Origin of the sequence: Roseibium algae (assembly GCF_037783265.1) — a bacterium.
In the GTDB taxonomy this organism is placed as follows: domain Bacteria; phylum Pseudomonadota; class Alphaproteobacteria; order Rhizobiales; family Stappiaceae; genus Roseibium; species Roseibium algae.
Genome location: NZ_JBAKIA010000006.1, coordinates 134,416 through 152,660, shown reverse-complemented (window position 1 = coordinate 152,660; position 18,245 = coordinate 134,416). Strand labels below are relative to the sequence as shown.

Below are 18,245 nucleotides of genomic sequence, written 5' to 3'. Positions count from 1 at the left end.
AATCGACAGAGGATATTTCTACAATTCTTATTCGCCTTTCAGGACCGCTCACAATGGAAAATTTTTCTTTACTGACGGCGACACCCCTGATGTTAACTGTATTTACTCTCGCGTTTGTGACAGCTTTGCATCATACAAAAAGCGCCAATTTCTGGCCGTTATGGGCTCTTGGAAACCTATTTTTAACAACAGCTCTGTTTTGCGAGAGCGCAGATTTATCACTGCCTGAGTTTTGGGCCTCGGTATTGCCCAAAATATTATTGATTGCATCGTTCTTCACATACAACTTATCGGCACGAAAGTTTAACAATCTTAAAATCACCAAACTCCAGTTTCTGGTTCCATTGGGCCTTATTGGATCAATCATGGCCTCCGTGTTTTACTTCCAAAATACGGAATTCCCATTCGTCATAGCCAATCTGATACTGGCCTGCCTGTCCCTTGCCACAGCAATCGATTACTGGCCGCAAAACTCGGAAAATTTATCCTCAAAATACGGCCTCAGCTTCTGTTATGCATTCATTGGCATCTCCTTTCTGCTGCACAGCGCTCAAGGCGTGGAGCTGACCGGCATAGCGACCCAAAACCAGCTTATGCTCTCAATTCATCAGACAGCAGCCCTGATATTCGTGACCAGCAGCGGTGCATTCTCGCTAGCTCTGGCTTTCGAGCAGACGGTTGCCGAGCATAAGGAAGCCGCTCACCGCGATCCGCTGACTGGGACATTCAACAGGCGCGAGTTCAGCCTCAGGATCAAGGAATTGCTGGGGGACGCGAACCATGCCAGCTTCGCAGTTGTTCAATTCGACCTAGATCATTTCAAGGCCGTGAATGACAGCTATGGACATGGCGCAGGAGATGAAGCGCTTCAGATGTGCAGCGACGTGATGCAATGGCACTTGAGAGAACAAGATTGCCTCGCACGCACAGGAGGGGAAGAATTTGCAGCCCTTCTGCCAAGCATTGGAAAGGCTGAGGCCTTCGCCATCACTGAGCGGATCCGCAAAACCATTGCCAATATGCCCCTGCACTTTGCACCGGACGAAGTTCGCCTGACCCTGTCTGCTGGTATTTATCACGGGCGTGGAGACGGTCTCGACGACAGGACGCTCCTGAAACTCGCCGATAACGGATTGTACGAATCCAAACGCGCTGGCCGGAACAAAGTCTCTCTCGTCACCTCAATGCGAGGCGAAGAGCCGACACACAGTGGCCCACTTTTGGAAGCTAGAACCTAGAAGTTCTGCTCCAGAAGTTCAGTCACACGCTTGTCTCGCGCAGCCTCGCTCTTGCCTCCCATAACAACCACGAGCCGCTTCTTGCCGCCCCTGTTTGCCGTTGCAACGAGATTGTAGCCAGCAGCGTTGATGTGTCCGGTTTTCAAGCCATCCACACCCGGAACCTTGCCCAGAAGATTGTTGGTCGTCTTGTAGGTTCGCCCGCCAAAGCTGAAAGTCTTTGCCCGAAAATACGCACCATACTGAGGAAAGCGCGTTTTCAGCGCCCGTCCCAGCGTTGCCATATCCCGCGCAGTTGTCACCTGCGCCGGATTGGGCAAACCACTGGCATTGACGAAGCGTGTTCGGCTGAGGCCCAGCGCCCGAGCTTTCGCTGTCATTTTTGCAGCAAAAGCGCTTTCGCTGCCTGAGACGTTCTCGGCAATGACCACCGCAACATCATTGGCCGACTTCACGGCCAGTGCCCGCGCGGCCTGTTCGACAGTGATCGTCGATCCGACTTTAAGCCCGAGCTTTGCCGGTGGTTGGCGAGCCGCCTTGTCAGAGACTGCCAGTTCAGACGACAGGCTGTATCGCCCGGAAGACACCTCCTCGAACAGGAGGTAGAGCGTCATCATCTTGGTCAGGGAAGCTGGAAACCGCGGCCCCTCGGCGTTCAGCTGCGAAAGCTCCGTCCCATTTGCCAGATCCATCACATATTCAGAATAGCCGCGCGTCACAGCCGTTGCTGCGGGGGCATAGGCAACAACAGCAGGAGCCGGAGCAGTCACCTGCACCTGTTGCTGCCCATTTTGCCCTAGCTGACCTTGCTGGCCGGCCGTCTGACAAGCGGCAAGGCTCACCGCAACGCCAAGCACGGCAAGACGTCTCAGGAAATAGGTTGCGGACATGCCTGTTTACCTCACGCCTTGAGCTTGTAGCCGGTCTTGAACATCCAGCGAATAATCGCAAGGCAGATAAAGAGAAACACAAAGGTCATCGCCAGCGACAGCCACAGACTGACATCGGCCTGGCCATAGAAGCTCCAGCGGAAGCCGGAAATCAGATAAACAACCGGGTTCAGCAGCGTGACCTTCTGCCAAATCGGCGGCAGCATGGAGATCGAATAGAAGCTGCCGCCGAGAAACGCCAGAGGCGTCACGATCAAAAGCGGTACAAATTGCAGCTTCTCGAAATTGTCGGCCCAAATTCCGATGATGAAACCAAGCAGCGCAAAAATGATGCTGGTCAACAGGAAGAACGTCACCATCCAGACAGGATGCAAGATCTGCAACGGCACGAAGAATGACGCCGTGATCAAGATAATCAGCCCGACAAAGGCTGATTTGGTCGCAGCTGCCCCAACATAGGCGATGGTGATTTCCAGAAACGACACAGGCGCTGACAGGATTTCGAAAATAGTGCCGGTGAATTGCGGAAAGTAGATGCCAAAGGACGCATTCGACAGGCTCTGCGTCATCAGCGACAGCATGATCAGCCCGGGAACAATGAACGCCCCATAGGAAATACCGTCAACTTCAGATATCCGCGATCCGATGGCAGCGCCAAAGACCACGAAATAAAGCGTCGTTGAAATCACAGGTGAGACGATGGACTGCATGATCGTGCGCATCGTGCGCGCCATCTCATAGGTGTAAATAGTCTTGACCGCTTGAAAGTTCATTGTTTTTCTACCTGCATCAGGGCATCGCCCGTCAATATCATATGCGGGATGACTCTGCCTGGAATGGAGCCCGATGGACTTTCCCCAACCGTCTGAAATCCAAGATTTTGATAGAACGGCACCGCAGACGGATCCGCGTCAAGATAAAGCTTCTCCAGTTTCATCGACAGGGCCTGCGCTACGACCTCGGCCCAAAGCAAGCTGCCAACGCCTTGCCGCTTCCACTCAGGATCAACGAAAAAAGTTTTGACCTCGCCGCCCTCTCTACCCGCCTTAACCGCAAGACTGGCACAGCCTGCAAGAGCGCTGCTGTCATGTTCAGCAACGATGAAAAACTCTTTTGAAACCCGCTCTGATGTCACGCTCAATTCGTCGACACACAGGGCCATGAAGTCATCGTCATAACCGTTTGACTGCTTGGAACGCAGACACAGATCTGTCATCGCCTCAGCCTCTCCGGCAACCGCACGGCGAACCTGAATGCTCATGATTTCACCTTTACCAGATCGACAAAGATATCTTCCAGCGAACTCTGGGATGTATTCAGATCGTTGAAACGAATGCCTGCAGCAGACAAGGAGCTGAGCAGCGACGTGATACCGGTCCGCTCACTGCGGGTATCATAGACGTAGACAAGCTGACTCCCCTCCCCTTCAATCGACAGACCCTTGGTCTGAACAGCGTCCGGGATCGCGGAGAGCGGCTCGGCAAGTTCAAGGGTCAATTGCTTGCGCCCGAGCTTGCGCATCAGGACGTCCTTGTTCTCCACCAGAATAATTTCCCCCTTGTTGATGACACCGACACGGTCGGCCATCTCCTCGGCTTCCTCAATATAATGGGTCGTCAGGATGATCGTGACGCCACGTTCTTTCAGCGTATCAACGATCCGCCACATGTCCCGGCGCAGCTCAACATCGACACCAGCCGTCGGTTCATCCAGAAACAGCACCTTGGGCTCATGGGCCAGCGCCTTGGCAACCAGCACCCGGCGCTTCATGCCGCCGGACAACATCATAATCTGGTTGTCCCGCTTGTCCCAAAGAGACAGGTCCTTGAGGATATCCTCGATGAACGCTTTATTGCGCGGCAATCCGAACAGGCCACGGCTCAGAGCCACCGTATCGATCACCTTGTCAAAAGGAGCCGTTGGCATTTCCTGCGGCACAAGGCCAACAAGTTTGCGGGCAGAACGATAGTCCTTTTCTGTATCAAAACCACCGATGGAAATGGAACCGGAAGTCGGCATCACAAGCCCGCAAATCGTGCTGATCAGCGTCGTCTTTCCTGCCCCATTTGGGCCAAGCAAGGCGAAGACCTCGCCTTCTTCGATATCCAGAGAAATCGACTTCAGTGCTTCAAAGCCCCCGGAATAGGTCTTTTGAAGGTCGCGAACGGAAATGATGGGAGCCATGGAATCCTGCATCAGAAGTGAAAAGCGGCAAAACCGTGCTTCATACGCGCCCACTTAAGAGTGAACCCGGCACATGCCTAGTTAGTGCGCGCACATTGCCAGACAGACCCGGCAATGAAAAGAGGTAACCCGCACTGTCCTGCCAAACCTTATCCGCAAACGCCCATCTCCCCAAGCGCCCTTATTCTTAAACGTCTGTCTTCAAAGACTGAACAGTGCGTTCCGCCCAGCTCACTGGGAAAGCACCCCGAAGATGCTATCTTGAACGCTAGAACACACCCTTTCTTCAGGAGATCGCCATGTCCATTCGTCCGGTCGCACATATTGGCTCCACGCAATCCACCATGGAAGGCGCGGGCGTTAAACTGGAACGTGTTTTCGGATTTCAGGATCCGGAAATGCTCGATCCGTTCCTCTTGTTGGATGATTTCCGCAATGAGCGCCCTGAAGATTATCAGGCGGGCTTTCCGTGGCATCCGCATAGGGGCATTGAAACCATCACTTATGTTCTGGCCGGAACGGTCGAGCATGGTGACAGCCTTGGCAACACCGGCAATCTGGGGGCTGGCGATGTCCAGTGGATGACCGCCGGCCGGGGTATCATGCATCAGGAAATGCCCAAGGGCGACGCCAACGGCCGCATGCACGGTTTCCAGCTTTGGGCCAATCTGCCCTCATCCATGAAGATGACGGAACCCCGTTATCAGGACGTCACCGCCCCCAATATCCCGGTCGAAATCGACGATGATGGAACCGTCGCCCGGGTCATCTGTGGTAATTTTTGGGGTAAATCCGGTCCTGTCGATGGCATTGCCGCCGAGCCACAATATATCGACATTTCCGTTCCTCCCGGCACTCGCAAGCGCTTCAAGGTCGACACCTACAAACAGACTTTCGCCTACATCTTTGAAGGATCAGGCTCATTTGAGGCCGCTTCCGACCCATTTGGCGTTCTCACCGAAAAGGAATTCGGCGGCGAGGAGCTTCAGTTTCGCGACCAGACCGGCGATCGCACCCTCGTCATTTTCGGAACAGGCGACGAGATCGTCGTTCAGGCAGGAGATCACGGCATACGTTTCCTTCTTGTCTCCGGCGCTCCGATCAAGGAACCCGTCGCCTGGCACGGACCAATTGTCATGAACACCCAGGAAGAACTGAGGCAGGCCATCAAGGAATTGCGCTCAGGAAGTTTCATCCGATAACGGAACATGCCGTGATGTCTCACAATTGAAAAATTGCGTCTTGTTCCTGCCACGAGAACCCTCTAACCATTCAGGATGGTCAGAGGACACCATAAGGCACCATGACGCTCAAGATCAGAAATGCCGATGCTGACGACACTCTCTCCTTGAGCGACATCCTGCAGCGTGCCCTGGCTTCCTCGGACAGTTGCGGCACCTCACAGCAAGAGCCTTTCCCCGATGATCTGCTGGTTGCCGAACGAGATGGAAAGCCGATTGGATTTGCTGGCGGAACGGTCGAAGAAGATCAGTTCCGCATAGAGCAACTTTTCATTGTACCTGAAGCTGTCGGCCAAGGCATCGGGCTCCTGCTCCTGACCCGTTTAACTGACCTTGCCCGCCACAAAGGTATCAACCGCTTAAGTGTCGCGGGCAATGATCTCGCAATTGGGTTCTTTGAGAAACATGGGTTCTCCGCCGCTGACAAGGCCCCACACCAAATGGCTTCAAGTGCTCCTCCCCACCTGATGGAAAAGCACCTGCCACCGGTCATTTTGCCCGTAAATAGCATCCATCTGCATGTGGACACAGCCAATCCATGGGCCTTTGAGACAGACAATCGCAACGCCATCGATGATCACTGGCGGGCGGCGCTCAGCAAAAACCCGCATCTGTGGAATGGCCGCGTTCTGAAACTCTCGGGCCATACCTTTGAAAACGGCAGTTTCAGAGGAACATGCAAGGAGACCTCCTTCGCAGCATTTCTGGCCTGGCGCGACTGGGGTGCCCCTGACGCCAGTGCTCATAATGTCTTCGGATCGGCAATCCTGCGGTCCAATGACGGTGCTTTGCTCTTTGGCGTCATGTCCGACACCACTGCCAACGCGGGCAAGATCTATCCACCCGGCGGCAATCTTGATCCGGCAGACGTCATAGACGGCGGCCAGGTTGATGTAGCAGGTGCAATCTTTCGCGAACTCGTAGAAGAAACCGGCATCGAGAAGCACATGGTCCGTCCCGGTGAACGCTTTGCCGTTTTCGATGGGCCACGCATTTCCATTGCCCAGCTGATGGATGTCGACAAGCCGGCAGATCAAATACGCCGTGAAGCTGTTGAGTTTTCCTTGGCGAGCGAAGAGCAGGAGCTGGCTGATCTGCACATTCTGCGCAGAGCAGAAGATGCTGCAAATCCCGACATCGTTTCTTATGCCCGCGCCATCGCACATCACTTGCTCATGCCGAAGCCCTGATCCTCAGCCTGACCCAACACCTGCCGCCAACAGCAACTTTTCCTTAACCATGCACACCCAATACAGGCTGGCGGTCCACACTCGTTCCGTGCAACAGTCCGCGAAATATTCCAATCCCGGAACCAATCCGTCAGGAGACCTGCATATGGGACGCCGCTACGCCATTCTCGATGTCTTCACAAATACAGCACTGTCCGGTAATCCACTTGCCGTCGTGCTGGACAGCGAAGGTCTCAGTGACGCGCAGATGCAGTCGATCGCAGGCGAGTTCAACCTGTCGGAAACCGTCTTCGTCCTGCCAGCGGACAATCCAGGACATTCGGCCAATCTTCGAATTTTCACGCCGAAAACAGAGCTACCCTTCGCAGGTCACCCGACCGTTGGAACAGCCATACTCATGGCCACAGAACGGTTTGGCGAGATCAAGGGCGAACAGGATGCGGTTGTCGTCCTGAAAGAAAAAATCGGCGCTGTGCGCTGTGCTGTCATCCTTCGGGAGAATGCTGCGGGCTTCGCAGAGTTTGATGTGCCCAAGCTGCCGGAACACGCTGGCCCGACAAATGACAGTGAACTGATCGCAGAAGCGCTCGGTCTGGATCCGACAGACATCGGCTTTGAAAACCACCGCCCGTCCCGTTTCAAGGTCGGTCCGGCCTTCAACTTCGTGCCCGTGCGCGATCTGGATGCCCTTGCCCGGGCAAAACCAAACATGCTCCGCTGGGCCGCTGCCTTCGATCAAGACGAGCATAATGACGCCTATGTTTACTGCCGTGAGACACGGGTCCACGACAGCGCGTTTCAAGCCCGTTTGTTCGCCCCTGAAATGGGTATTCCGGAAGATCCGGCGACAGGATCGGCAGCCGCAGCCTTTGCGGGTGTGGTCAACCATTTCGACCGCCTGCCCGGCGGCAGCCATTTCGTCCGGATCGAGCAAGGCTTCATCATGGGCCGTCCATCCCTGATCGACCTTGAGATCGATATCGAAGACAAGAAGCTCCATGCGGTCCGTGTCGGCGGTCAGGCCACCATCGTGGCCCGCGGCGAACTGTTCATCTAGATACGCGACATGAAGGCGGGCCAGCCTCTGCTGGTCCCCCTAGATCTCGATCAGATCAAATGTCGACATCGACCCAAATGGCATGATGATCGGAGGCTGCATGATGCTTTTTTGTCAGCTCCGGATAGACCTCCCAACGCGGCGGACGTGACCCTGGCCAGATCCCACGGCGTTCAATTCCTCCAGAAGTGATCTTGGCAAACAAGGCTGGTGACAGGAGGAGATAGTCAATCTTGTCATCATCATTGCCAAGTCCATGGGTACCAATGCCCCGCTCGCCATTGCCCGCATTGAATTCAAATTCTGTAAAAGCTGGATGGTCTGACGCATCCTTGAGGTCCGTATCGACCAGCAGCGGCGCCAATTCGGCGCTGTCCGGCGTGTCGTTCAAATCCCCCAGAACCACGACATTCTCATATCCCTCGTCGATCAACCGCCAGTAATAATCGGCAACAGCTGTGGCCTGTGCCAGCCGCTTGGCCCGACTGACCGGATCATTGCCGCCATATTTGCTTTTGAAATGATTGGGCAAGACCATCAAGGTATTGCCCGCGGGCGTGGTCACTTCATACTCCGGGCAATCCCGACTGAAAATAGGGTGCCCATCCGGTTTGAGATCATCAACGTGACTGCGCATCAGACCAATGGGAAAGCCATTTCGGGTCGCCAGCCCGACATCGATGCCACGGGCATCATTGCCGTCGATCAGCATGATATGACGATAGACTTCTTCAAGGTCCAGCTTATCGACCATCAGGTCCTGAAAGGATCGCAGCACCGGGCGGCTTTCTGCCTCCACAATGGCGAGCACATCGGCTTGCAGGTCCCGGATCATCCGCGCCGTGTTGACAATGGCGATCTCGTCAACCGCTTCCATACGCAGCTCGCACCAGCCGACCCAATCCGCGCGTCCCTTTGCCTTGATGTAAGGTACTTTGGGCGCACGCGGTCTGGAGATCAGCTGGCCGCGGATCTTGCGAATGCGGGTATAGCGCCCCTCGTCACGCTTCAACATGCCAAGTTGGGTCATCAACTCCAGCATACGCACCTTGTCAGTCTCAGAATAAACCTCTTTCTGAAAAAGCTTGTTCAGCGCGCCATGCGCGTCCAGAACATCTTTGTGAGCATCTTTCTCAGGACCATTGAATACCTTGGCCCGGTCAAAAAGATTCTCGACGTTGAATGCTGCAATCCGCATGGCCTGTCCTCCCCGATCAGCCGCCCCGTTTTGGGCCGACACATCACGACAACCATAACATGCGCAAGGCAAAACGCACACCATAGATGGCAGACATCCTGCCTGAGAACGTGCTTTCGCAGTCCTTCAAAGCACGTTAGGCTGAGGCAAATCCCAAGCTCCGGAGGAGGAGACCCCGCCATGATCAGATCACAAACCAGACCAACCACCCATCGCGCACGACGCTCAACAACAGGCTTTGTCGGGGTTCTTCTGACCTGCCTGATCGCAAATCCGGGCTTCGCGCAGCAGGCCGCAGATGCTGTCTCTCCTGAAAGCGCCAGCAAGCTGCCAGCCGCTTTTGAGAACCTGTCTCCGGCAGCAACAGCGTCACTGGCAGCCAAGGAAGCCGGAAAGCCGGTCACCGCCAAAAACTGGATGATCTCCGCGGCCAATCCACTGGCTGTGGAAGCGGGCGCGAAAATCCTGAAAGCCGGCGGCAGTGCAGCCGATGCAATGATTGCCGTACAGACAGTTCTGGGTCTGGTCGAGCCTCAGTCCTCCGGCCTCGGCGGCGGCGCATTTTTGGTCTGGTATGATGCCAAGTCGAACCAGTTGACCACTCTGGATGGCCGCGAAACAGCGCCTCAGGAAGCCGATCCAACCTACTTCCAGAACGCAGAAGGCGAACCGCTGAAATTCTGGGACGCTGTTGTCGGCGGGCGTTCTGTCGGCACACCCGGAACGCCAAAACTGATGGAAGCCGCCCATCAGCGTTGGGGCAAACTGGAATGGGCATCCCTGTTCAAGGACGCAATTGACCTGGCCGACAAGGGCTTCACCGTCTCGCCGCGCCTGGCCGGACTGGTCGCCAGCGATGCGGACCGCCTTGGACGGTTTGCAGCCACAAAAGCCTATTTCTTTCCAGGTGGCAAAGCCATTCAGGCTGGCGACACCTTGAGAAATCAGGACTATGCCGCCACCTTGAATTCAATCGCAGACAAGGGCGTGAGCTCTTTTTACGACGGCCTGATCGCAACCGATATCGTCAACACGGTGCGGGGCGCAAAAGGCAATCCGGGCCTGCTGTCCAAAACCGATCTGAAAATCTATGACGTCATTGAGCGCAAGGCCGTTTGCGCGGCCTATCGCGGCGCGGATGTCTGTGGCATGGGACCGCCCTCCTCCGGCGCCCTCACCGTTGGCCAGATTCTCGGCAGTCTGGAGCCTTATGATCTGGCCAAACTCGGCCCGAAAAGCACAGATGCTTGGCGGCTGATTGGCGATGCGTCCCGCCTCGCCTTCGCTGACCGTGGCCGGTACATGGCCGACAGCGATTTCGTTCCCATGCCAACAAAAGGCCTGGTTGACCCGGCCTATCTGAAGACCCGCTCGGATCTGCTCAAAGGTCCGGATGCCTTGAAAGAAGTCGCTCCCGGCTCCCCGCCATGGGACCATGCGATGCATCTGGCTGACGATGAAAGTATCGAGCTGCCCTCCACCTCGCATATTTCCATTGTCGATGCGGACGGCAACGCCCTGTCCATGACCACCACCATCGAGAACGGCTTCGGCTCTCGACTGTTTGTGCGCGGTTTTCTGCTCAACAACGAACTGACAGACTTCTCGTTCCGCACCCAGAAAGACGGCGTGCCCATCGCAAACCGTCTGGAGCCCGGCAAGCGCCCACGCTCTTCCATGGCACCAACCATCGTCATGCGCGATGGCAAGCCGGAACTGGTGGTCGGCAGCCCCGGTGGCAGCCGCATCATTGGCTATGTGGCCGGTGCAATCATCGCCCATCTGGACTGGGGCATGAACATTCAGGAAGCCGTCGCCCTGCCTCATCTGATCAACCGCTTCGGCACCTATGATCTGGAGGAGGACACGACGGCAACGGACATGGCAAAGCCGCTGGAAGACATTGGCTACAAGATCAATTCCCGCGCCCTGACCTCTGGCCTTCATGTCATTGCAATCAGCAATGGCACTCTGGAAGGCGCAGCTGATCCCAGACGCGAAGGCATTGCGCTGGGGGAGTAAGACACCTCCTGACACGCTCATCGGGTGACGCGAAACGTGCTGCCCGATGAACGTCTTTTCCCGCCAGACGGAAGACGGGGAGCATCCGCTTGCCTGTTGTATTTTCCTCGCCGCCAGCTCTGCCATGCTCTACAACCTCACTCAGCCAAAAGCCAAAGAGAGCCCCCAATGATCGAACTTTTGAAAATCCTGCATGTCATCGCCTTTACCGCAGGAGTTGGGGGCAGCCTGGCCAATCTGTTGGTCATCAAGGTAGCACGCTCTGCTGATGCGGAGGCAGCCGCAGCGCTGCGCGGCGTGATCCCGCGCATTGGCGTCTTGAGCGTTCATTCCATTGTTCTTCTTTGGATCACCGGACCGCTGCTTCTTTGGCTCGCCTATGATGGCGGTCGCGGCCTGAGCCCGTTTTTCCATGCGAAAATGCTTGGCGTAATCCTACTCACCCTGATCATCATTGCCAGCCGCATGACGATCCGCCAAATCAAGGCCGGAAAACCTGCCCGCCTCGCGCCTCAAATGCCAAAGCTCGCCCTTGCTGGCTCCCTCACCGGCCTTATCACCATCATCCTGGCCGTCCTGACCTTTTCCTGAAAAAACGCGCTGCATTCGCCTCTCCCCCCATTTAAGGGGGAGAACATGTTTTCTGCTGCGACGAGCCGCTCACACCTCGTTGATGAAACCCGAACGGCATGGCTCCCATGGTCGAGCCATGGGATGACGATCTGTGGGTTTGGCAATGCGGTCGCTCTTGTCGCAGCACTTGAATTGGCAGCTTAAATGTCGGGTCACAACACATCCCCTTCGTCATGCCATGGCGCGACCATGGCATCCATACCGCACCCTTTCACCACAAAAACCCCGTGCCGTGAGAAAACCAAACGGAGTGGATTGCAGGATCAAGTCCTGCAATGGCGCTGAGTGGTTTGGACCAACGACGGCATTTTCATCGCCTATTTCCGTCGGGCAGCACTTCTCACTCGGTCGCCCCCGGCGGTCATCCCCGACTTGATCGGGGATCCAATCCACGTGTCAGCGAATTCAGGGCTATCGGTTCAAGTCGCCATAAAGATCCCGCCAGTCGGGGTTGAGTGTCTCAATGGCCTGGATTTTCCAGCTGCGGGGCCAGCGCTTCAGGCGCTTTTCACGGGCGATGGCCGAATGCGGAGTATCAAAGACTTCGTAGTAAACAAGCCGGGTCACATTGTAGCGTTCGGTAAAACCCTTGTTGGTTTTGCCGCGATGCTCATGGACCCGTCGCGCCAGATCCTTGGTGACGCCTGTGTAAAGCGTTCCGTGCTGGCGGCTGGCCAGAATGTAGACGTAGAACGCCATGGCATATCGTGACGGGGAGTGGATCCCCGATCAAGTCGGGGATGACGACGGAGTTCGTGGGAAGGCTTTGCCTCCTTCACCGATACAGGCTCGACCCGAGGAGCCATGCCGTTCATGCTCCGAGGCTTATCCTTGAATGTTGTGAGACTTCGCCGGCGCAAACCACTGAAAACCAAAAGAATACCCGACCCCAAAATAACTTATCCACCCCTCTCAAAAACCGCCCTATCCTAGAACTGTTCCCATCACGCGGGGCCGAGTACGGACCGTCCGTTCGCGGTGGTGGGAACCGGGTTTCGAGGTGTCGGCTGGCGGTGTAACGGACCGCAGCTGGCATCGGTGACAGGCAAACCCTGAGGGGGACGGCGGGATCTGGCGTCGCACCCATCAGGGACGCGTCTCATATCTGGCAGAGCGAAGGCCACACCCCACTTTCGCCGCGCAGAAAAGAGAAAGGCGCAAGAGCCTGTCATTGTGGGAAACGAAAACCGGGCAGGCGCGACGCCTTGTCATCCCACCTTCCCACTTTTTTCGCCCGGCAAGTCCGGCGCGTCTGCCATCCCGTTCCTTATAGGAGCGTTGAAATTGCCAATCTGCCCCAAAACGCCGAAGGGAAACCTTGCGGCGGGATTCGTGTTGCCAACCGAACACGCGCCTCCCCCCTTGCATCCCGCTCACCCGTCCTCTAAAAGATTCTCATTAACGCTCAGGTCATACATGTGCGGCAGGCTTGTCGCTGAAAGTCATTGTGACCGATAGAATTGAGACCGAAAGACAAGGCCCGAGACCCCGATGATCGCACCATGCGACATGACCGGCATCTCCAGCGACGCGCAGAGCCTGCGCGGCGGCCTTCTCCTCATTGGCGACCTCCTCCTACTTAGATGCCCCTGAGCGTCGGCTGATCCGCATTTGACGGAACGGACACTTGGGGGATGAAGCGCTTTTACCAGATCACATTGTCATGATCGCGCGTCGTAGCTGAGGACCGAGCAGAAATTCCCTCACCGACAGCGGATCTTCTACGAAGGATAAAACCAATGACCGCCACAGATCCAAAGACGGCTCCTGAACAAGACCCGGTCTTCATCTTCGACACCACCTTGCGCGACGGCGAACAGTCCCCCGGCGCGTCCATGACCCTGGAAGAGAAATTGGCAATCGCCGAGATTCTCGACACCATGGGCGTGGACATCATCGAGGCAGGCTTTCCGATTGCCTCCAACGGTGATTTTGAAGCCGTCAGCGAGATTGCCAAACAGTCGAAAAACTCCATCATTGCAGGCCTCGCCCGGGCCATTCACGCCGACATCGACCGCTGCGGCGAAGCTGTGAAACATGCTGGCAAGGGCCGCATCCACACCTTCGTCTCCACCTCGCCAATCCATCTGCAGTTTCAGATGAACAAGACCGAGGATCAGGTTCTCGATATCATCACCGACACGGTGGCCCGCGCACGCAACCTGATTGATGACGTTGAATGGTCCGCCATGGATGCCACCCGCACGCCGATCGACTATCTGTGCCGCTGCGTGGAAGCTGCTATCAAATGCGGTGCGACCACGATCAACCTGCCCGACACGGTCGGCTATTCGACGCCCGATGAATACCGCAAGATGTTCGAAGACATCCGCAACCGGGTGCCGAACGCCGATCAGGCAATCTTCTCCGTCCATTGCCACGATGATCTGGGCTTGGCTGTTGCCAACTCTCTGGCCGGTGTGGCTGGCGGCGCACGCCAAATCGAATGTACCATCAACGGGTTGGGTGAACGGGCGGGCAACGCAGCGCTGGAAGCCATCGTCATGGCGATCCGCACCCGCTCTGACGTTTTGCCCTACGGCTGCAATGTTGATCCGAAGTTCCTGACCCGCGCTTCCAAGCTGGTCGCTGGGGCCTCCGGCTTCGCAGTCCAGTACAACAAGGCCATTGTCGGCAAGAACGCCTTTGCTCATGAGAGCGGCATTCACCAGGATGGCATGCTGAAGAACGCAGAGACCTATGAAATCATGCGCCCGGAAGACGTCGGGGTCAAAGCCACCTCGCTGGTCATGGGCAAGCACTCCGGACGCCATGCCTTCAAGGACAAGTTGAAGGATCTGGGCTTCGAATTGGGCGACAACGCACTTCAGGATGCTTTCCGCAGGTTCAAGGATCTGGCCGACCGCAAGAAGCATGTCTATGACGAAGACATCGAGGCGTTGGTGGAAGATGAAATCTCCATCGCCGGAGAAAACATCAAGGTCATCGCCCTGACAGTGATCGCCGGAACCGGCGGACCGCAGAAAGCCATCCTGACCATGGATGTCAACGGTCGCCACGAAACGCGCGAGGCCACAGGCGACGGCCCGGTCGATGCAACCTTCAATGCCATCAAGGACATCGTGCCTCATGAGGCAACCTTGCAGCTCTATCAGGTCCATGCGGTCACCGAAGGCACGGATGCCCAGGCTGAAGTCTCCGTCCGCCTGGAAGCAGGTGGCCGGATCGCAACCGGCAAGGGCGCAGACACGGACACACTTGTCGCCTCGGCCCGTGCCTATGTCTCGGCCATGAACAAGCTCGCAACCCGCCAAAAGGCAGGGAACCCTGGCGCTCTGAAGGCAAGCTAATGTCAAGTCGGCGGTGGTTTATGCGGCCACCGCCACACTACAAGATCTCAAAGATCGTACTCTGCCAGGCAGGTCAGGCCGCGCATTTCTGCGTTGCTTAGGAACTTTGCTCTTTGAGCTTATCACGTGAACTGCTCGAGAACCTGGGCAGATCGTCCTTGATGCAAAGCCAATCCGGCCGCGCCTCATCATGGGCATGCATCTGCGGAGACAATGCATCGATCTGATCCAGCAAACCAAGTGAGATGTAGGTTTGGCCCGGCAGGTAATCATAGCTTCCTGCTATGGGAGATCCGCAGCTCCCGCAAAATGTCCTCGTCACGCCAGGGTTCGCCGTGACCTCTTGCAGGACAGCGGATGAAATGGTCACAGCATCGGCGTCAAAAGCTACAAATGCCGACACAGGAGCTCCCGTCACACGACGGCAATCCGCGCAATGACAATAGGCAATCGCACTGGGTCGCGCGTTCGCTGAGATGGTTGAGGCGCCGCAATAACAACGGCCGGTAATCAGGGGGGAAGAATTGGTGTCGCTCATGGCCGCCAGTTGCTAGGGTTCCGAACCTGTAACAAGGTTCACCTTCGTCGCTCCAACCCTATACGAATTTTGTGCCGTAAACAGATTTTCGTGCCTGAAAGCTGACTTTGCCCCTCAGGCGCTGAGCACATAAGAGCGCATGGACGGGCTTAACAGCTGGAACACATCGCAGGGCATATCGTCGATCCGGCGGCTCTCCCGATAGACAAAACCAAGGTCCTGCGCCGTCATCCGGCCATCGCGATCATCCGTGCGCAAAGCCATCACGATGTGGGAAAAATAAGTATTCTCAAAGAACCATTCGATCAGTTCCTGGCTCACCCTGATGGCCAGCTTTGGATCGTCTGCCAGCGCATCCTTGGAAAAGCACGACCGCATGGCGATCTCTGATGTTTCCGCCAATGGCGAAAAACCGGCCCAACCAAGAAACATCTTGGCAGAATTCGTTACCTTGAACGCACTGAAGCCATGAAGCTCCTGATCGGTCAGGATGCCATCAAGAAAAGACGAGACCTTATCTGTCGACCACGCACCGAGTGTGGAGGAAAGATAACGATGAACGGATGGGTCAGCATGAAGATCTGCCAGCAATGGCAAATCACCAACAGAAAAAGGCGAAAGCCTAACCCCCATCGTATCAATAACAATATCCTGCACAAAAACCCCCAACAGGCAAAGTCCCGCTACGGAACAATACGCGCAAGATGTAACCCATGATTGTGAAAGGACCAAGGCGATCGGTGGATTTTTTTCGGATATTTTATTATAAAATAAGTTATTTTACGTATGCTTAGCCTGAAAAACCCACAGCGCACCGCACAATCTGAGATTGCCACACCTGCAATCGGCATGTTGCTGTCAATTCTTCAGCTGGTCAGCCAAACCATGCGGTTCTCCGCTAGAAGGATCCAGACGCTGCCAATCTGCCATTTGATTTCGGAACCAGGTCTCCTGACGTTTGGCATATTGGCGCGTGGCTACGGTTAGCCGGCGTTCAGTCTCGGCAAGGTCAATGCTGCCCGCCAGATACTCGGCAATCTCCTTCACCCCGATGGCCCGCATCACCGGTAGACTGGTCGGCAGATCAAGCGCCAAAAGACTGCGAACTTCCGCAATTCCCGCCTCTGACAGCATCAGTTTTGCCCTGAGGGCAATGCGCTCATGAAGCCATGGGCGCGGGGGCCCAAGCACAACGCATCTGGCATCCGCCAATGGGATCAACGGAGCGCCATGGGCCTGACGCTGCCATGTGCCAATCGTTTGACCAGTCGAGCGCACCACCTCCAAAGCCCGCGTCAGACGCTGCAAATCCGCAAGGCTTTCCGCCGCTTCCGGGTCCAGAGGCAACAAGGCTTCGCGCACGGCCTCCACCCCGCCATCATCAGCAATCTGGCGACACCTCAATCGGATGTCAGGCTCAATCTCCGGAATTTCAGCAAAGCCCAGGGTCAACGCCTTGAAGTAAAGCCCGGTGCCGCCGACCAGAACCGGCACTTTCCCCTCGGCGCGGACCTGATCCAGTTCGCCTGAAATCAGCCGCAACCATCCACCGGTCGAAAACTGGACTTTGGCCGCCATAGTGCCGTAGAGGCGATGAGGCACACGATCCATGTCTGCGCCCGATGGCCGGGCGGTGACAATGGAGAGCTCACGATAAAGCTGCATGGAATCGGCGTTGATCACCACACCATTCCACCGTTCAGCCAATTCAATGGCCAAAGCTGACTTGCCGCTGGCCGTCGGTCCGGCTATCAAAATCGCGCGGTGCCCGTTTGCGGGTGACAGATCCTTCTCAACCAAGGTTGCCTTCATGTCCTTCGTCGCCACATTCGTTTCCAACCCGCTTCGACCAGCCGTCGATGACGCCCTGCTGCAAAATGCAGCCAAGGCTCTTGGCAGCACCGTTACTCCGGTCATTCTCAATCCCGGCATTGCCGCGGATCTGGAATTTGCATCCGATCCGGCAGCAGCCAAAGCCACCTTAAACAAAGTGGTCGGCGATGCCCAAGTGGATGTCTTTGTGCAACCCATTCAAGGTCGGCGCAAGCGTCTCCTGATCGCAGATATGGATTCCACCATGATCCGACAGGAGTGCATTGACGAATTGGCCGCAGAATTGGGCTTCAAGGACCAAATCTCCAGCATCACCGAAAGCGCCATGCGCGGCGAAATCGCTTTTGAGCCTGCTTTGCGAGAACGGGTGGGCTTGCTCAAGGGCCTGCCGGTTGATGCAATTGGAACTGTTTTGCGCGAGCGCATTCAACTGATGCCCGGCGGCCGGACACTGGTCCAGACCATGAAGGCCAATGGGGCCTATTGTGCCCTTGTCTCTGGCGGCTTCACCCACTTCACAGCCGTCATCGCGGCTCTCATCGGCTTTGACGAAAATCGGGCAAACCTTCTGCTCGAGGTAGATGGTCGGCTGACAGGCATGGTCCAGGAACCGATACTCGGCCGTGACGCCAAGCGTCAGCGCCTAGAAGAACTGGTTGCCGAGCACAAGCTTTCGTTTGCAGACACTCTGGCGGTGGGCGACGGCGCAAACGATCTGGCGATGATCGAGCGCGCGGGCCTTGGCATCGCTTACCGGGCCAAACCAGCTGTGGCCGAGGCTGCAGATGCCCGCGTCGATCATGGCGACCTGACCGCCCTGCTCTATCTGCAAGGCTATGCAAAATCAGACTTTGTCCTGAGCTGACGAAAACGGCTTGCAAAAAATATTATCCAACAAAAAAGGGCGGCC

At 56.1% G+C, this 18,245-nt stretch carries 18 protein-coding genes; 9 read left to right on the top strand and 9 right to left on the bottom strand.

The window, feature by feature from the left end:
• Positions 1–365: 365 nt before the first annotated feature.
• Entirely contained in the window at positions 366–1,238 is an 873-nt protein-coding gene (locus V6575_RS11650; protein ID WP_340274507.1) for a GGDEF domain-containing protein, read from the top strand.
• Here the strand turns inward: V6575_RS11650 and V6575_RS11645 are convergent.
• The 4 genes from V6575_RS11645 to V6575_RS11630 are packed head-to-tail and all read right to left on the bottom strand — an operon-like array spanning position 1,235 to position 4,312.
• The gene (locus V6575_RS11645) at positions 1,235–2,128 is read right to left on the bottom strand and encodes a D-alanyl-D-alanine carboxypeptidase family protein (protein ID WP_340274506.1); all 894 of its coding nucleotides are present in this window, start codon (positions 2,126–2,128) and stop codon (positions 1,235–1,237) included. The genes V6575_RS11650 and V6575_RS11645 overlap by 4 nt on opposite strands.
• An 11-nt stretch (positions 2,129–2,139) precedes the next feature.
• Positions 2,140–2,901, bottom strand: coding sequence for an ABC transporter permease (locus V6575_RS11640; RefSeq protein WP_340274505.1), 762 nt, complete (start codon positions 2,899–2,901; stop codon positions 2,140–2,142).
• Positions 2,898–3,389, bottom strand: a complete 492-nt coding sequence (locus tag V6575_RS11635) for a GNAT family N-acetyltransferase (RefSeq protein ID WP_340274504.1) — start codon at positions 3,387–3,389, stop codon at positions 2,898–2,900. The genes V6575_RS11640 and V6575_RS11635 overlap by 4 nt, the downstream gene beginning before the upstream one ends.
• Positions 3,386–4,312, bottom strand: a complete 927-nt coding sequence (locus V6575_RS11630; protein WP_340274503.1) for an ABC transporter ATP-binding protein — start codon at positions 4,310–4,312, stop codon at positions 3,386–3,388. The genes V6575_RS11635 and V6575_RS11630 overlap by 4 nt, the downstream gene beginning before the upstream one ends.
• A gap of 299 nt (positions 4,313–4,611) precedes the next feature.
• On the opposite strand from V6575_RS11630, the gene V6575_RS11625 reads away from it, so the two are divergent.
• From V6575_RS11625 to V6575_RS11615, 3 genes are all read left to right on the top strand, one after another.
• A complete protein-coding gene (locus V6575_RS11625; protein ID WP_340274502.1) occupies positions 4,612–5,514 on the top strand; it encodes a pirin family protein in 903 nt (300 codons plus the stop codon).
• 101 nt (positions 5,515–5,615) lie between these two features.
• The gene (locus tag V6575_RS11620) at positions 5,616–6,743 is read left to right on the top strand and encodes a GNAT family N-acetyltransferase (protein ID WP_340274501.1); all 1,128 of its coding nucleotides are present in this window, start codon (positions 5,616–5,618) and stop codon (positions 6,741–6,743) included.
• Positions 6,744–6,888: 145 nt separating this feature from the next.
• Entirely contained in the window at positions 6,889–7,800 is a 912-nt protein-coding gene (locus tag V6575_RS11615) for a PhzF family phenazine biosynthesis protein (RefSeq protein ID WP_340274500.1), read from the top strand.
• Between the two features lie 55 nt (positions 7,801–7,855).
• Here the strand turns inward: V6575_RS11615 and V6575_RS11610 are convergent, their stop codons facing one another.
• Positions 7,856–8,998 (bottom strand): endonuclease/exonuclease/phosphatase family protein, encoded by a 1,143-nt coding sequence (locus tag V6575_RS11610; protein ID WP_340274499.1) that lies wholly within the window; start codon positions 8,996–8,998, stop codon positions 7,856–7,858.
• A 180-nt stretch (positions 8,999–9,178) separates the two neighbouring features.
• Here V6575_RS11610 and ggt point away from each other — a divergent pair, with 180 nt between their 5' ends.
• From ggt to V6575_RS11595, 3 genes are all read left to right on the top strand, one after another.
• Positions 9,179–11,020 carry a gamma-glutamyltransferase gene (ggt, locus tag V6575_RS11605; RefSeq protein ID WP_340274498.1) on the top strand — a complete coding sequence of 614 codons (1,842 nt, stop codon included), beginning with the start codon at positions 9,179–9,181 and terminating at the stop codon, positions 11,018–11,020.
• A 168-nt stretch (positions 11,021–11,188) separates the two neighbouring features.
• Positions 11,189–11,611, top strand: coding sequence for a hypothetical protein (locus tag V6575_RS11600; protein WP_340274497.1), 423 nt, complete (start codon positions 11,189–11,191; stop codon positions 11,609–11,611).
• 45 nt (positions 11,612–11,656) lie between these two features.
• A complete protein-coding gene (locus V6575_RS11595) occupies positions 11,657–11,797 on the top strand; it encodes a hypothetical protein (protein WP_340274496.1) in 141 nt (46 codons plus the stop codon).
• A gap of 267 nt (positions 11,798–12,064) precedes the next feature.
• On the opposite strand, the gene V6575_RS11590 is transcribed toward V6575_RS11595, so the two are convergent.
• The gene (locus V6575_RS11590) at positions 12,065–12,352 is read right to left on the bottom strand and encodes a GIY-YIG nuclease family protein (RefSeq protein ID WP_340274495.1); all 288 of its coding nucleotides are present in this window, start codon (positions 12,350–12,352) and stop codon (positions 12,065–12,067) included.
• A gap of 1,040 nt (positions 12,353–13,392) precedes the next feature.
• Between V6575_RS11590 and V6575_RS11585 the strand changes: the two genes are divergently transcribed.
• Positions 13,393–14,964, top strand: a complete 1,572-nt coding sequence (locus V6575_RS11585; protein WP_340274494.1) for a 2-isopropylmalate synthase — start codon at positions 13,393–13,395, stop codon at positions 14,962–14,964.
• Between the two features lie 97 nt (positions 14,965–15,061).
• Here V6575_RS11585 and V6575_RS11580 read toward each other — a convergent pair whose 3' ends face one another.
• From V6575_RS11580 to miaA, 3 genes are all read right to left on the bottom strand, one after another.
• The gene (locus tag V6575_RS11580) at positions 15,062–15,502 is read right to left on the bottom strand and encodes a GFA family protein (protein ID WP_340274493.1); all 441 of its coding nucleotides are present in this window, start codon (positions 15,500–15,502) and stop codon (positions 15,062–15,064) included.
• A gap of 114 nt (positions 15,503–15,616) precedes the next feature.
• Positions 15,617–16,159 (bottom strand): GNAT family N-acetyltransferase, encoded by a 543-nt coding sequence (locus V6575_RS11575; RefSeq protein WP_340274492.1) that lies wholly within the window; start codon positions 16,157–16,159, stop codon positions 15,617–15,619.
• 201 nt (positions 16,160–16,360) lie between these two features.
• Positions 16,361–17,329 (bottom strand): tRNA (adenosine(37)-N6)-dimethylallyltransferase MiaA, encoded by a 969-nt coding sequence (miaA, locus tag V6575_RS11570; protein WP_340274491.1) that lies wholly within the window; start codon positions 17,327–17,329, stop codon positions 16,361–16,363.
• Here miaA and serB point away from each other — a divergent pair.
• Positions 17,313–18,200, top strand: a complete 888-nt coding sequence (gene serB / locus V6575_RS11565; RefSeq protein ID WP_340274489.1) for a phosphoserine phosphatase SerB — start codon at positions 17,313–17,315, stop codon at positions 18,198–18,200. The genes miaA and serB overlap by 17 nt on opposite strands.
• Positions 18,201–18,245 lie beyond the last annotated feature (45 nt).

What these genes read in the sequence shown, in the direction of transcription:
- V6575_RS11620 (WP_340274501.1), top strand. Translation starts at nt 5,616, where the DNA reads ATGACGCTCAAGATCAGAAATGCCGATGCTGACGACACTCTCTCCTTG.
- V6575_RS11590 (WP_340274495.1), bottom strand. Translation starts at nt 12,352, where the DNA reads ATGGCGTTCTACGTCTACATTCTGGCCAGCCGCCAGCACGGAACGCTT.
- V6575_RS11595 (WP_340274496.1), top strand. Translation starts at nt 11,657, where the DNA reads ATGTTTTCTGCTGCGACGAGCCGCTCACACCTCGTTGATGAAACCCGA.
- serB (WP_340274489.1), top strand. Translation starts at nt 17,313, where the DNA reads ATGTCCTTCGTCGCCACATTCGTTTCCAACCCGCTTCGACCAGCCGTC.
- V6575_RS11585 (WP_340274494.1), top strand. Translation starts at nt 13,393, where the DNA reads ATGACCGCCACAGATCCAAAGACGGCTCCTGAACAAGACCCGGTCTTC.
- V6575_RS11615 (WP_340274500.1), top strand. Translation starts at nt 6,889, where the DNA reads ATGGGACGCCGCTACGCCATTCTCGATGTCTTCACAAATACAGCACTG.
- V6575_RS11610 (WP_340274499.1), bottom strand. Translation starts at nt 8,998, where the DNA reads ATGCGGATTGCAGCATTCAACGTCGAGAATCTTTTTGACCGGGCCAAG.
- V6575_RS11640 (WP_340274505.1), bottom strand. Translation starts at nt 2,901, where the DNA reads ATGAACTTTCAAGCGGTCAAGACTATTTACACCTATGAGATGGCGCGC.
- V6575_RS11635 (WP_340274504.1), bottom strand. Translation starts at nt 3,389, where the DNA reads ATGAGCATTCAGGTTCGCCGTGCGGTTGCCGGAGAGGCTGAGGCGATG.
- V6575_RS11645 (WP_340274506.1), bottom strand. Translation starts at nt 2,128, where the DNA reads ATGTCCGCAACCTATTTCCTGAGACGTCTTGCCGTGCTTGGCGTTGCG.
- V6575_RS11650 (WP_340274507.1), top strand. Translation starts at nt 366, where the DNA reads ATGGCCTCCGTGTTTTACTTCCAAAATACGGAATTCCCATTCGTCATA.
- V6575_RS11600 (WP_340274497.1), top strand. Translation starts at nt 11,189, where the DNA reads ATGATCGAACTTTTGAAAATCCTGCATGTCATCGCCTTTACCGCAGGA.
- V6575_RS11580 (WP_340274493.1), bottom strand. Translation starts at nt 15,502, where the DNA reads ATGAGCGACACCAATTCTTCCCCCCTGATTACCGGCCGTTGTTATTGC.
- ggt (WP_340274498.1), top strand. Translation starts at nt 9,179, where the DNA reads ATGATCAGATCACAAACCAGACCAACCACCCATCGCGCACGACGCTCA.
- V6575_RS11630 (WP_340274503.1), bottom strand. Translation starts at nt 4,312, where the DNA reads ATGGCTCCCATCATTTCCGTTCGCGACCTTCAAAAGACCTATTCCGGG.
- V6575_RS11625 (WP_340274502.1), top strand. Translation starts at nt 4,612, where the DNA reads ATGTCCATTCGTCCGGTCGCACATATTGGCTCCACGCAATCCACCATG.